Annotated in this window: 11 protein-coding genes and 2 pseudogenes; 9 read left to right on the top strand and 4 right to left on the bottom strand. The window is 69.2% G+C overall.

Going from position 1 to position 13551, the window contains the following annotated elements; translation table 11 throughout:
• Positions 1-6 precede the first annotated feature (6 nt).
• Positions 7-243: a type II toxin-antitoxin system YafQ family toxin gene (locus GH664_RS23360; RefSeq protein ID WP_013521179.1), complete on the top strand. Its 237-nt coding sequence runs from the start codon at positions 7-9 to the stop codon at positions 241-243.
• A 37-nt stretch (positions 244-280) separates the two neighbouring features.
• On the opposite strand, the gene GH664_RS24085 is transcribed toward GH664_RS23360, so the two are convergent.
• On the bottom strand, positions 281-568 hold the full coding sequence (locus GH664_RS24085; protein ID WP_153167900.1) for an SUMF1/EgtB/PvdO family nonheme iron enzyme: 288 nt from the start codon (positions 566-568) through the stop codon (positions 281-283).
• A gap of 49 nt (positions 569-617) precedes the next feature.
• Here GH664_RS24085 and GH664_RS23355 point away from each other — a divergent pair.
• Both GH664_RS23355 and GH664_RS23350 read left to right on the top strand, forming a co-directional pair.
• Positions 618-779, top strand: a pseudogene (locus tag GH664_RS23355) (JAB domain-containing protein); the annotation flags it as partial.
• A 393-nt stretch (positions 780-1172) separates the two neighbouring features.
• Positions 1173-1526, top strand: a complete 354-nt coding sequence (locus tag GH664_RS23350) for a KfrB domain-containing protein (RefSeq protein ID WP_096452965.1) — start codon at positions 1173-1175, stop codon at positions 1524-1526.
• A 451-nt stretch (positions 1527-1977) separates the two neighbouring features.
• On the opposite strand, the gene GH664_RS23345 is transcribed toward GH664_RS23350, so the two are convergent.
• Genes GH664_RS23345 through GH664_RS23335 form a run of 3 tightly spaced genes read right to left on the bottom strand, consistent with a single transcriptional unit; the run spans position 1978 to position 3559 of the window.
• On the bottom strand, positions 1978-2412 hold the full coding sequence (locus GH664_RS23345) for a conjugal transfer protein TraM (RefSeq protein WP_153167898.1): 435 nt from the start codon (positions 2410-2412) through the stop codon (positions 1978-1980).
• Entirely contained in the window at positions 2412-3137 is a 726-nt protein-coding gene (locus GH664_RS23340; protein ID WP_153167897.1) for a conjugal transfer protein TraL, read from the bottom strand. The genes GH664_RS23345 and GH664_RS23340 overlap by 1 nt, the downstream gene beginning before the upstream one ends.
• Positions 3137-3559, bottom strand: coding sequence for a TraK family protein (locus GH664_RS23335; RefSeq protein WP_153167896.1), 423 nt, complete (start codon positions 3557-3559; stop codon positions 3137-3139). The genes GH664_RS23340 and GH664_RS23335 overlap by 1 nt, the downstream gene beginning before the upstream one ends.
• Before the next feature lie 396 nt (positions 3560-3955).
• Between GH664_RS23335 and traJ the strand changes: the two genes are divergently transcribed.
• The 6 genes and pseudogenes from traJ to GH664_RS23305 all read left to right on the top strand — a co-directional run bounded on the left by traJ (position 3956) and on the right by GH664_RS23305 (position 13413).
• Entirely contained in the window at positions 3956-4390 is a 435-nt protein-coding gene (gene traJ / locus GH664_RS23330) for a conjugal transfer transcriptional regulator TraJ (RefSeq protein WP_228111454.1), read from the top strand.
• Positions 4391-4408: 18 nt separating this feature from the next.
• Entirely contained in the window at positions 4409-6718 is a 2310-nt protein-coding gene (traI, locus tag GH664_RS23325) for a TraI/MobA(P) family conjugative relaxase (RefSeq protein ID WP_153167894.1), read from the top strand.
• Positions 6715-8619, top strand: a complete 1905-nt coding sequence (locus GH664_RS23320) for a type IV secretory system conjugative DNA transfer family protein (RefSeq protein ID WP_153167893.1) — start codon at positions 6715-6717, stop codon at positions 8617-8619. Before traI ends, GH664_RS23320 begins: the two co-directional genes overlap by 4 nt.
• A gap of 47 nt (positions 8620-8666) precedes the next feature.
• On the top strand, positions 8667-9203 hold the full coding sequence (traF, locus tag GH664_RS23315) for a conjugative transfer signal peptidase TraF (RefSeq protein WP_096452951.1): 537 nt from the start codon (positions 8667-8669) through the stop codon (positions 9201-9203).
• Between the two features lie 243 nt (positions 9204-9446).
• A pseudogene (locus tag GH664_RS23310) lies at positions 9447-9542 on the top strand (conjugal transfer protein TraD); the annotation flags it as partial.
• 64 nt (positions 9543-9606) lie between these two features.
• On the top strand, positions 9607-13413 hold the full coding sequence (locus GH664_RS23305) for a zincin-like metallopeptidase domain-containing protein (RefSeq protein ID WP_228111452.1): 3807 nt from the start codon (positions 9607-9609) through the stop codon (positions 13411-13413).
• Positions 13414-13551: the final 138 nt, after the last annotated feature.

Here is a 13551-nt window from a genome sequence, read left to right as displayed (position 1 = left end):
CCCTCTATTGAACGAACAGTATCAGGAGTCCGCTGCACGAATGATGACCTCAAGCCGGTTCTGGTCGCGCTGGCGACCGATCAGCCCCTGGATGTGCGATACCGCGACCACGATCTTTCCGGCGATTGGGCGGGCTACCGCGAATGCCACATCAAGCCCGACCTGCTGCTGATCTACCGCAAGTCCGACGCCGACACCCTGCGACTGGCGCGGCTTGGCTCCCATAGCGAGCTGTTCGGCTGATGCCAGTCGCCTTGTCCGCCAAACGATCATTAGACCGTCAAGCTGGACAATGTCCGATAACGTGCTTGATCAACGCGTTCGCGGACAACAAGGTAGACGGACGGGATAGCGGACAAGAGGGCGGGCAATGGCACTGACGAAAGCCCACGCTCGGGTAACGGCCGCGTGGATGATCGCCAAGCCGTGCCGTACACCGGGCCAGGTCTCGGTCAATGTGCCCGGAGCCTCCGCGCAGCGCACGTTGCGACTCTTCACCTTGGCGCCCCGGCATGTCCCCTGCGAGATTGTGCTGGTTCGCGCACCACTCCAGAACTTCGCTGGCCATGTCGAGGGGGTCGTGTCCGGCACTGACGTGCCAGGTGCCGCGCGGATATCACAACCATCCGAGCGGCAGCGCTGAGCCGAGCCTGGCCGACGAGCGGCTCACCCAAAGCCTGAAGGACGCCTTGGCCATGATCGATGTGCGCGTGTGCGATCACTTCATCGTCGCCGGAACGGCGAAGCCCACCAGCTTCGCGGAACGCGGACTGCTTTGATCCCCGTCGGCCGGGCACGCGCGTGTCCGGCCGACGCCCTCTCGGTGCCCCGCGGTGGGGTGGGAGAGGCCTTCACGAGAAAATCCCATGGGCGCGGCCGCGGGCAGGGCGATGCCCTGCCCGCGGCGCTGAAGATTGGCATTCCCGAGAAACCGCCGACGGCTTCGTGCCCGTCGAAGCACGATGGCACGTCTTTGACGCCGGGGCCCGGTGCCAAGAGGCGTTCGCTTGTTGTCGCTCGCACTCGCGCTCGAAACGGCGACACGGTGCGCTTCAGGCGCTGCCACATAGGGCACCTGCGCGCTGCTTCACCGCTGCACATCGCATTCCATTGCGGCACACTTCGCGACTTTCCGATCGAAATCGCCCGGTGCACTGGACTGTGAGGACTTAATGAAGCAGCGGCTTCTTATAATGAATGGCTCCCGGATCGTTCAAAGCGAGCAGGAGGGCCAATGGCGCAACGAGAAGGTCGACAAGGCCGGCGCCCTGAAGCCTGGCATCTACAACTTGTATTTGGCCCGCCCGGCCGACAAGACCGCAACCTGCACCGGCATGATCGTTCACGTCGACAAGGACGGCGTGTTCCAGCAGACCGGCAAGACCTATGTTGTGCATGCGCGCGCCGATTTCGACAAGGCTCCCGAGATCGGCAGCCTGATGCGCATCGGCTACGATGCGCAGGGCCGGGCCAGCCTGGCCGCTGAAACGGTCCAGCTCAGCCGCGGGCGCTCCCGCTCGCTTTAGCGGCTAAAGCGCTCAACCGGCGGGAACCGGGCCGGAAAAGGCGCGGGCGCTGTGTCCGGAAAGGTTCAGCGATGCACGTGTCGGTCTGGGGGCACCTTTGCGGGCGCAGACAGTGGCGGCAAGGGGCAGCGCGCGGTCGTAGGGTCGCTGCGGGAACTGATCGGCCGGCCCGCGGGCCGGGAGGGGGACTTCGCTGCGGCACCGGGCGCGGTCCGGGCGCTCGAGGCCCCGCTCACGCGGCGCGCGCCCTCGGGCAAGGCTTGCGCCCTGCCCGCCCGCGCCTGGCGCCTTCGCGGCGCGCTGCGCTTGCCTCCTGGGGTCGGCTGCGCCCACCCCGCCGCGCTGCGCTTGGCCTCCCCGGAACCTGCCGGCAGCTTCGCTACCGGCCGGACCCCTCCCCCCTTCTCCACCCCTTCCCTTCTCCACCCCTTGTCCGCTGCAGTGGGCCGCTTCACAGCGTCGACAGCAGCGCCAGCGCGGCCGCGAACACGGCCATGCCGGCGGCGATCAGGTTCAGGACGGCGATGCGCCGGCCCTCGCGGATCGGGCCGGCAAGCTGCGCCAGCGCCGCGTCGATCTCGCGGCGGGCGGCGGTGGCGGCGGCTTTCGCGCCCGCCTCCATGCCGCTTTTCATGGCGTCCGTGCTCGCGGCGAGCGCGGCGTTGAGCGTGCGCTCGGCTTTGCTGCGGGCGTCCTCGCCCCAGCGGTGGGCGATGCCCTCGAGTTCTTCCCTGAAGCGATCGAGGGCTGCCTGCTGGGCGGCCGCGTGCTCGCGCATCAGATGCGCGTTCATCGTCTGCAGGATCATGATCGGGTCGTCGCGGCCGACGGCGATGCCGTGTTTGGCCGCGATCTCCCTGATCAGCGCCTCGATCTGGTCGGACATCAAAGCACCGCGGCGTTGTCGAGCTGGGCGAAGAGTTGCGTCTTCACGATTTTGAGGCGTTGGCGCGTCATGATTGTCAGCGTGCTCAGGGCGAGTGCCTCGTCGAAGGTGAGCCTCGCCTGCAGCATCTGGGCGAAGTCGCGACCGTAGGTCTCTTCCTTGAGCGGCGGGATCTGGATGAGGGCGGACACCCGCGCCTTGTGGCCCAGGTACGCCTTCATCTGCTCGAAGCCCTTGCCCTCGTGCGCGATGGGCCCCCAGTACGGGTTGAGCCAGGCGACGAACTGACACTGGGCAGGGAACTGGCTGGCGAGCTGGGCGAAGCCGCTGACCGTATCGGGCAGGGCCTGCCCGCCGGTGATCACGGTGTGCACGATGAGCGCGTGTCCCATGTCGTGCAGCAGGGCCGGCACCTGGTTGCTGATGAGGTAGTGCGACAGCGGCACGAAGGCGCTCGCGCCGTTGTCGATGATGACATCGCCCTCGGCGGCGGCGATCTGCTCGATGAGCGCATCGAAGTGCCGGGTGTTGATCTCGTCGCCTTCGAGGATGTTCACGCGCTGCACGCCGAGCGCCCGGTAGCCCGCGAAGGTGGCGTTGACCGGATCGGTGTCGAGGCAGAGCGGCGTTCGCCCCTTGCCGGCCTTGTACTGGGCGAGGACGGCCGCGATCATCGACTTGCCGACGCCGCCCTTGCCTTGCAGAACCATGTGGATCGTTGCCATCAGAACAGGTCCTCCGTCTTCGGGGTGGCATTGAACGTGAAGCCCCCCACCGAGGGCGGGGGCGTCCTGCGGGGCTCGCCCGCTGCGGGCGGTGGGGTGGGCGCCGGCGGGGACGGCGGGGACGGCAGGGACGGCAGGGACGGCAGGGACGGCAGGGACGGCAGGGACGGCGAGCCTGCGGCCGCGGGCGCCGTCCGCAGGTAGCGCTTCACGTGCTGGGTGAAGGTCTCGTAGCGGCCGGCGAGGCGTCCGGTTGCGGTGAGGTGTGCCCAGATGGTTTTCATGGAATAGCCCGCCTCGAGCGCCGCCCTGACATCCTCCTTCACGGCCAGGAAGGCGACGATGTTGCGGTCCTGGCGCGGCCGCGGTGCGGCGCGCCGGCTCACCCAGCCGGCCAGTTCCTCGGTGTAGCGTGTCGTCATCCTGATCCCTCCTTCCGGGCTGCCCGTCGGCATCTCCGATGCATCCCCGCGCACTGCGTTCCGCAATTCCTGCGCAAAAAGGCGCAATTCCCGCGCATTCCGCCGCTACGACAACGGGATTATGAACGAGCTTGCACAATTTCGCTATATCCGTCTAGTATGCGGTCACGGTTTAGCGTAGGAATGCGGATAAATTCGGTTCCGCGATGCGTTCTCCTTCTGGCGTCATGAGGTCTGAACGGCGGGCAGGATGGGCGAAGTTGGCTAACCGGCAAGCCGGTCATCCCCCTTCGCTTTGGCCTTATTCGCGCCGGGGGCGCTCAACGGGATCCTGCTCTGCGAGGCCCAGCCGGCTCCCGCCGGCATTCACAGCGAGGTGTGAGGATGGATGGGACGGTGGAACACGCTGCCCGACCGGCGGCGGCCGAAGCGGCAAGCGCGGCGCCGAACGCCGCCCCGCCCGGCAGCGCCCGGCGCGCCCATCACCTGCGCGTGCCGGTGTCGCCCGGCGAGAAGGTGCTGATCGAAGCGCAGGCGCAGCGCGCCGGCATGAGCGTCGCCCGCTTCCTGCGCGAGGTCGGACAGGGTTATCGCATCGGCGGGGTGGTCGATTACGAGCAGGTGCGCGAGCTCGCGCGGATCAATGGCGATCTGGGGCGCCTCGGCGGGCTCCTGAAGCTTTGGCTCACCAACGACGAGCGCACCGCGCAGTTCGGCGAGGCGACGCTGCGCGCGGTGCTCGCGCGCATCGAGGCCACGCAGGAGCAGATGGGCGAAGTGATGATGAAGGTCGTCCAGCCTCGGGCCGGGCGCGAGCCTTTTAGCGGCTAAAGAGACGAAGGCGCGCCCGTGATCGCCAAGCACGTGCCGATGCGCACGCTCGCCAGGAGCAACTTCGCCGAGCTGGTCGAGTACATCACCGACGCCCAGGACAAGACCGAGCGGCTCGGGGAGATCCGCGTGACGAACTGCGCGGCCGCGACGCTGCCGGCGGTGATCGGCGAGGTGCTGGCCACCCAGCGGCAGAACACCCGCGCGGCGGGCGACAAGACGTTTCATCTGCTGGTGAGCTTTCGGCCGGGCGAGGCACCGGACGCGGCGACGCTGCAGGCGATCGAAGCGCGGCTCGCTGCCGGGCTGGGTTTTGCGGAGCACCAGCGCGTGAGCGCGGTGCATCACGACACCGACAACGTGCACCTTCACATCGCCATCAACAAGATCCACCCGGAGCGGCGCACCCTGCACGAGCCGTTCCAGTCGTACCGCACGCTCGCGGATCTGTGTGTGACGCTCGAGCGCGAGTACGGCCTGCAGACGGACAACCATGTCTCGCGCCGTTCGGTGGCCGAGGGGCGCGCGGCCGACATGGAGCGCCACGCCGGCGTCGAGTCGCTCCTCGGCTGGGTGCGGCGGGTGTGCCTCGAGGATCTCCTGGGGGCGCATTCCTGGGCCCAACTGCACCAGGTCCTGTCGGACAACGGACTCGTGCTGCGCCCGCGCGGGAACGGGCTCATCGTTGAATCGCGTGACGGGACGCGGGTGAAAGCCAGCACGCTGGCCCGCGAACTGTCGAAACCGGCGCTGGAGGCGCGGCTGGGACCGTTCGAGGCGCCGACCGAGGTGCTCGCCGATGGGGCGTCCGACGGGCCGCCCTCCCCCTCCCCCGCCGTTGGCCCGCACTACAGCAAGGCGCCGGTCCGCCTGCGCATCGATACCACCGCGCTGCATGTGCGCTACCAGGCTGAGCAGCAGCGCTCATCGGCGCAGCGCAGTGAGGCGCTGGCGAGCGCCCGGCGGCGCAAGCTGCGCGCCGTCGACGACGCCCGGCGGGCGAACCGGCTGTGGCGGGCGACGATCAGGGTGGCCGACGGCAAGGGCATCGACAAGAGGCTGCTGTATGCGCAGGCGAGCCGCGCGCTGCGCGAGCGGCTCGCGCAGATCCACACGGCGTACGCCAGGGAGCGGGCCGTGCTCTACGACGGTTTCCGGCGGCGGACGTGGGCCGACTGGTTGAAGCACGAAGCGCTGCAGGGCAACGCCGAGGCGCTCGCGGCGCTGCGCGCCCGCGAGGCCGCGCAGGGGCTCACGGGCAACACCCTCGCGGGCGCGGGAACAGGAGCGGGCGCGAATGTGGATCCGTTGGGGCCGGGCCCGGACCCCGTTCAGGACACCGTCACGAAGAAGGGCACGATCCTCTTTCGGGCCGGATCCTCGGCGGTGCGGGATGACGGCGACCGGCTGCAGGTGTCCCGCACGCTCACGCGCGAGGGCGTCAAGGTCGCGCTGGGCCTGGCGATGGCACGCTATGGCGGCGAGATCACCGTCTGCGGCACGCCCGAATTCAAGGCCCTGGTCATCCGGGTGGCGGTGGACGCCCGGTTTCCCCTCACCTTCGCCGACCCCGCCCTGGAAGGGCGGCGGCAACGGCTCTTCACCCAGGAGACGGCTCATGAATCCACTGAACATCCCGAGCGAGGACGCGCTGATCGAGGCCGCCCTCGCGGTGCTGGGGCCCGAGCCAATCGATACGGCAGTCGATCCGACGAGCGATCCGGTGACCGACCGGATGAGAACCGCGCCGGCGCCGGTGTCGACGCACACGCCCGTGCCGCCGGAAAGCCCCACCCTGGCCGCGCTGGAGGCGTCCCGCCGCCCGCATCCCGGCACCGTCTGCGAGGCCTGTCCGAACTCGGTGTGGTTCGCTTCGCCGGCGGAGGTGAAGTGTTACTGCCGGGTGATGTTCCTCATCACCTGGAGCAGCGCGGAGCCGCACCAGATCACCCACTGCGACGGGGCGTTGCCGGCGCCGGCGGACTGCGCGCAGGCCGGATGACACCGGCGCAGCGTGCCGCGGCCGGCCGCTACATTGCAGAGCGCGAAGAAAAGCGGCATAAAGGAATTGATATACCGAAACACGCCCTCTATGATGGGTGTGCTGGTGTCATTTTCTTTGCCGGTCTGCGCACCGTCGACGGTCAGCCGCTGGCGCTTTTCAGGCCGGGCGATGTGCCGGCGGGTGCGGTACGGGGTACGGACGTCGTGCTGGTCCTGCCGGTCGATGCGGCCACGGCGCGGCGCCTGTCCCGCGTTTCGCGGGGCGATGCGGTGAGCGTGACGCCGCACGGCACGATCCAGCGTACGGGAGGGCACAGTCGATGAAGCTCGAGGTGAACAACGCGGTCGGTCCCCAGGTGCGCGCCGGGCGTGCGCCTGGCGGCAAGCTGTTGCCCGTGCTCGCCGCGGTATCGCTCGCGGGTGGCCTGCAGTCGGCCACCCAGTTCTTCGCTCACCGCTTCGGCTACCCGGCGCAGTTGGGCGAACATCTGCACCACGTCTATGCGCCGTGGGCGATCCTCGAGTGGGCCTCGAACTGGTCGGCCCGTTATCCGGACGAGCTCCTGCAGGCGGCCAGTGTCGGCATGATGGTGTCGGCATTGGGGCTCTTCGGGGTCGCGGTGGCGAAAGTCGTGTCGTCCAACTCGTCGCGGGCGAACGCCACGCTGCACGGCTCGGCGCGCTGGGCCGGGAAGACGGACATCGAGGCCGCCGGCTTGCTGCCCCGACCGCGCACCCTGTGGGACGTCCTCACCGGCGAGGCGGCCTGCCGTTCGGCGGGCGTCTATGTCGGGGGTTGGGAGGATGCGCGTGGTCGGTTTCATTACCTGCGCCACGACGGGCCCGAGCATGTGCTGACCTATGCCCCCACCCGTTCGGGCAAGGGCGTGGGTCTCGTGGTGCCGACGCTGCTGTCCTGGGGGGCGAGCGCGGTGGTCACGGATCTCAAGGGCGAGCTGTGGGCGCTCACCGCCGGTTGGCGCAAGGCGCATGCCCGCAACACCGTGCTGCGCTTCGAGCCGGCCACGGCCCGTGGCAGCGTTTGCTGGAACCCGCTCGACGAGATCCGGCTCGAGACCGAAGACGCGGTGGGCGACGTCCAGAATCTGGTGACGCTGATCGTCGATCCGAGCGGCAAGGGGCTCGAATCGCATTGGCAGAAAACCGCCTTCGCGCTGCTGGTGGGCGTCATTCTGCACGCGCTCTACAAGGCGAAGGCCGATGGGGTCTCGGCCACGCTGCCGGCGGTCGATGCAATGTTGGCCGATCCGAACCGCGATGTCGGCGAGCTGTGGATGGAAATGGCCACCACCGGGCACCTCGACGGCCAGCCCCACCCGGCGATCGCCTCCGCGGCACGCGACATGATGGATCGCCCGGAAGAGGAAGCCGGCTCGGTGCTCTCGACGGCGAAGTCCTACCTCGCCCTGTACCGCGATCCGGTCGTGGCGCGCAACGTCAGCCGCTCGGAGTTTCGCATCCGCGATCTGATGCACGCGGACGATCCGGTGACGCTCTACATCGTCACCCAGCCCAACGACAAGGATCGGCTGCGCCCGCTGGTGCGCATCCTGGTGAGCATGGTGGTGCGCCGCCTGGCCGACCGGATGGCGTTCGCGCACGGCCGGCCGGTGGCGCACTACCGGCACCGGCTGCTGCTCATGCTCGACGAGTTCGCCGCCCTCGGGCGGCTGCCGATCCTGCAGGAGGCGCTCGCCTTCGTGGCAGGTTACGGCATCAAGTGCTACCTGATCTGCCAGGACCTCAACCAGTTGAAGAGCCGGGAGACCGGCTACGGGCCGGACGAGACGATCACGTCCAACTGCCATGTGCAGAACGCCTATCCGCCCAATCGCCTCGAGACCGCCGAGCACCTGTCACGGCTCACCGGGCAGACCACCGTGGTCAAGGCGCAGGTCACCACCAGCGGGCGGCGCACCGCGGCGATGCTCGGCCAGGTGTCGCGCACCTTCCAGGAAGTGCAGCGGCCGCTGCTGACGCCGGACGAGTGCCTGCGCATGCCCGGTCCGCGCAAGGGCGCCGATGGTCACATCGAGGCTCCGGGCGACATGGTCGTGTATGTGGCCGGGTTTCCGGCGATCTACGGCAAGCAGCCGCTCTACTTCAAGGACCCGGTTTTCCGCGCCCGGGCTGCGGTGCCGGCGCCCGCGGTCACCGATCGCCTGGTTTCTTTCGCCGACACGGGCGAGGCCATCCGGCTATGAGTGCGCCACGGACCTTCGCCCCCGGCAGGCGGCGCGGGCGGCACCGGGTGCCAGGGCCCGTGGGCCGGATCGCTGCCGGCCTGGCGCTGGCGGGGGTCGTCGTGCTCGCCGGGGCGGCGCTCGCCCAGGCGGCGGGCGTGCGCATCAACACGACGCGCAGCATTCCGGTCGGTCTCTACCGGGTGAGCCGTGCGCCCGCGATGCCCGGCGCATATGTGCTGGTCTGTCCCCCGCCCACCCCGCTCTTCGATGAAGCCCGGGCGCGCGGCTATCTGGGCGCGGGCTTCTGCCCGGGCGGTTACGGCTACCTGATGAAGCGCCTCGTCGCCGCGCAGGGGGACGAGATCGCGGTGTCCGATGTGGGGGTGTCGGTCAATGGCGTGCTGCTGGCGCTCACGGCGCCGCGGGCGGCCGATGTCGGCGGACGGCCCCTGCCCCGCTGGCGGACGGGTCCTTACCGGCTCGGGGCCTCGGAGGTCCTGCTGATGTCGGAGATCAGCGCCACGTCCTTCGATGCGCGTTACTTCGGGCCCCTGCCCCGCGCTCAGATCGTGACGGCGCTGGCCCCGGTGCTCACCTGGTAGCGGGAGGCCCGTATGAAAGCGCCGGCCGTCTCGCTGTTCATCGCCACGCGGCGCGCCAGGGCGCCCGCCACCGTTCCACCCCCCGCACGCAGAGGAGTCCCGACCATGACCGAGCCCATTCCCATTCCCGATCCCGACGCCACCGCCGCCGATACGCGGGAGCTTGCGAGCGGGACGACCTCCGGCACGATCCGCGACACGATTGCCGCCGCGATTTCAGCCACGATTTCAGCGAAATTCGTCGATGCGATGACGCCCGGCTACCGGGTCGAGTTCGATCCGTTCGAGGCCGAGCGCGCGGGCGCCTTCGTGGAGGACGCCCTGAGCGAAGCCGACGCCTTCGAGAGCCAGCTCGAGCGCATCGAGCCGGCCGTCCCCGGTCGCGCGCGGGAGGGCTGAGATCATGGCCGAGACCCGGAAACCCTTCCATGAAACGGTGGCTGAGCGCCTGATCGCCCAACTCGAAGCCGGCACCGCGCCCTGGCAGCGGCCGTGGGCGCCCGGTGAGCCGGGCGCCGTCCTGCCGCTCAATCCGACCACCGGCAAGCGTTACAAGGGCATTAACGCGATTCACCTGATGAGCCAGGGGCGCGCCGACAACCGGTGGATGACTTACCGGCAGGCCGCTGCCGTTGGGGCCCAGGTGCGCAAGGGCGAAAAAGGGACGCCCGTCCAGTACTGGCAGTTCAGCGAAGAGCAGGTCCGGCGTGACGAAGCGGGCCGCCCGGTGCTTGATGGCGACGGCGAGCCGGTCAAGCAGACCGTCCAGCTCGAGCGCCCGCGCGTTTTCTTCGCCACCGTGTTCAATGCCGAGCAGATCGACGGTCTGCCGCCGCTGGCGCACACGGCGCCGGCGTGGGATGCGCTCGAGCGGGCCGAGCACATCCTGGCCGCCTCGGGGGCGGTGATCCGCCACGGCGAGCAGAACCGGGCCTTCTATCGGCCCGCGACCGACACGATTCACCTGCCCGAGCGCAGCCAGTTTCCGGGCGCCGACACCTACTATGCGACGGCCCTGCATGAGCTCGGGCACTGGACCGGGCACGCGTCCCGGCTCGCCCGTGATCTCGCGCATCCGTTCGGCAGCGAGGGGTACGCGAAAGAAGAGCTGCGCGCCGAGATCGCCTCGATGATCCTCGGCGACGAGCTGGGCATCGGGCACGATCCGGGGCAGCACGCCGCCTACGTCGGTTCATGGATCAAGGCGCTGCGGGACGATCCGCTGGAGATTTTCCGGGCGGCGGCCGAGGCCGAGAAGATCAAGGACTATGTGCTGGCCTTCGAGCAGCAGCAGCAGGTTCAGGTGCAGGGTCTGGAGCACGACGATGCAGCGCGTGCGTCCGCACAGCAGATGCATCCGGACGCATTCCTCGACAGCACCAGCGTGCTGCGCCGCTGGGCGTCAGCCGAGCCGCTGCCTGCCGACTGGCAGGGCCTCGCGCGCAGCGACACCACCTTCTTCTATGTGGGCCGCGAAGGCGAGGAACGTTCCTTCACGCCGCTGAACGCGGCCACGTTCGAGGATGCCCGCCGGGAGGCGGCCGTCGTCCGGGCGTTGGCGGTGGACATCGACGCAATCCTCGGTGACCCGGAAGTGACCTTCAGCCACTTCGAGGCCTTTGTGGGCGCTTCCCTGCCGGAAGCCTTGCGCAGCCGCGGCCTGACGACCGTGGGGCACGTCACCGGTCATGACCCTGGTCAATTCCGGGAGAAGGCGCATGACCGCCTCTCCCCCGTGTTTGGCCTCGAGCCGGCCGATTCGCGGATGGGCGAGCCCTATCTCGAGCGCAAGGGCCTGGCCCAGGCGTTCGCCCTGAAGGCTGAACAGCTCTTCCAGACCCTGCAACAAGGACAGGAGACGAACATGGCGCAGGCACCGCAACAGGCGGCCCCGGAGGTCGCCGAGACGTGGACGCTGGAACAGCTCGAGCACGGCACGCTGATGCGCGCCCTCGAGACCGCGAACTTCGCCCGGATCGAGCGCGTCGCCGAAGTCCTCGACGCGATGCAGCCGCTCAACACGCAGAACGCGTTCTGGACGCGGCATGCACTGCCGCAGGATCCGGATGCGCTCGACGCGAAGATCGCGGCGGCGATCGAGCCGCTCGAGCAGCTCCGCGAGGAAGCCATGGTGGGCGAGGCGCGCAAGGCCGGCGATCGGGCGGCGTTCGATCGCGCGGCGCGTGACGCCTTCGACATTGCCTTGCCACACGACTGGAACGGCCAGGTCGTGGTGCAGGCGAGCGCCGAGGTCTCGTTCAACGGCGCCACCCACGTCGTGGCGGCGACTGATGTGGGGGTGGCGCCCAGGCTCTGGAGCGTCTACGCCCAGCGCGAGGATGGACGTCTCGCGTTCGTGCAGGACTTCGGAAGCGCCCGCAAGGCCGAGCATCTGGCGTTCCGGCTGACCGTGATTGCCGCCCATTCGAGCGACGACGAGCAGGAGCGGGCAGCCATCCTGGCGCGTGCGCACGAGGATCGCGTCCGGCGCGATCCGGACCGCACGGACGAGGACGTCCGGGCGGCCGAAGCGGCGCGCAAGGCGGCGGACCTCGATGCAACGCTTGCCGCGGCGGATAGGCAAGGCCACGGCGCCGAGCATCTGGCACAGGCCGGGCGGACCTACCTGCAGGTTCCATACAAGGACAAGGACGAGGCCAAGGCGCTCGGGGCACGCTGGGACCGGCAGGAACAGGCGTGGTACCTGCCCCCAGGGGTCAATTGGGCGCCCTTTGCCAAATGGATGCAGGCGGCCGCAGAGCCCCGCCAGGGCCCCCGTGCCGGCCCGCAGGCCGGTCAGGACCGCATCTATCTGGCCGTGCCCTATGGCGAGCGGGCCGCGGCGAAGGCTGCTGGCGCCGCGTGGGACAGGGCCGCGCGGTCCTGGTATGCCGGCCCGAAGGCCGACCTGGAGCGGCTGCAGCGCTGGCTGCCCGACAACGTGTCGGCGCAGCAGGCGCCGGCGATGAGCCCGCGCGACGAGTTCACCGACGCGCTGCGCTCGGTGGGGTGCGAGCTGAGCGGCGATCACCCGATCATGGACGGCAGGACGCACCGGATCGGCGTCGAGGGCGACCGCAAGGGTGAGCAGGCGGGGTTCTATGTCGCGCACCTGGACGGCCACCCGGCCGGCTACATCAAGAACAACCGCACCGGGGTCGCGATGACCTGGAAGTCGAAAGGCTACGTCCTCGACGACCAGGAGAAGGCCCGGTGGGCGGCCGAGGCGGCGGGCAAGCTCGCCGCCCGCGCCCGCGAGCAGGAGCGCGCGCACGAAGCGGCGGCGCAGCGCGTGGTGAAGCAGCTGGCCGATCTGGCGCCGGTGGTGGCGCCGACCCCGTATATCCGGAGCAAGGGAATCCAGGTCCACCCCGGGGTCTTCACCGACAAGGAGGGGAAGACCACCTGCATCCCCGCCTACGATGTGCATGGCAAGCAGTGGACGATGCAGTACATCCAGGAGGATGGCACCAAGCGTTTTGCGAAGGACAGCCGCAAGGACGGGTGCTTTCATGCGGTCGGCGGCCTGGAGGCGCTCGCCCGTGCCCCGGCGCTCGTCATCTCCGAGGGGTACGCGACGGCGGCCACCAACGCCGAGGTGCTGGGCTTTGCGACGGTCGCAGCGTTCGACTCGGGGAACCTGGCTGCAGTCGCCCGGGCGTTGCACGAGACGTTTCCCGACAAGCCCGTCCTCATCCTGGGGGACGACGACCGGCAACTGGAACTCACGCAGGGCACCAATGCCGGTCGGGTGAAAGCCGAGGAAGCCGCGAAGGCCGTGGGGGGCAAGGCGCTGCTGCCGATCTTCGCACCGGGCGAGAACGCCTATCCCGCCGAGTTGCCCCCCATTACGCCGCAGCGCTACCGGGCGCACCTTCGCGCCACCAAAGCGCTGGAGGATGCGCAGAAGGCGTCTGAGGGGGCGTCTGAGAGCGTGAAGCTCACCGGCCAGCAGGTGGCGGAGCTGAAAGGCGCTCTGCTCAGCGACCTGCAGATGGCGGCCCTCGAGCACATGAAGGCGCACACCGACTTCAATGACCTGGCGACACGGAGCGTGCTCGGTCGCGAAGGCGTTGAACGTCAGTTGAAGGCTAAAGTCAGCCGCGTGATCCACGAGGACGAACTGAAGCGCGAGCACACACCGGAACCGGAGAAGGAGCACAACATCCACGCGCCGCTGCAGCCCAGGCGTGTGGCGCGGATCGCTTGACCCGGCGGGCTCGTCGGCAACTGCGATCGGGCGAGCTGATCGACGAAGCGCTGAAGAGCACCACGCAGGCCCACATCGAAGCGCTCGGGCCGTCGTCTGCATCACCGCTTCCCTGTCAGGACTTCCCTCGTCGGCTTA

Source organism: Thauera sp. 2A1, assembly GCF_009469595.2.
Classification (GTDB): domain Bacteria; phylum Pseudomonadota; class Gammaproteobacteria; order Burkholderiales; family Rhodocyclaceae; genus Thauera.
The sequence above is the reverse complement of the archived record's forward strand: the minus strand, read 5'-3'. Positions and strand labels throughout refer to the sequence as shown.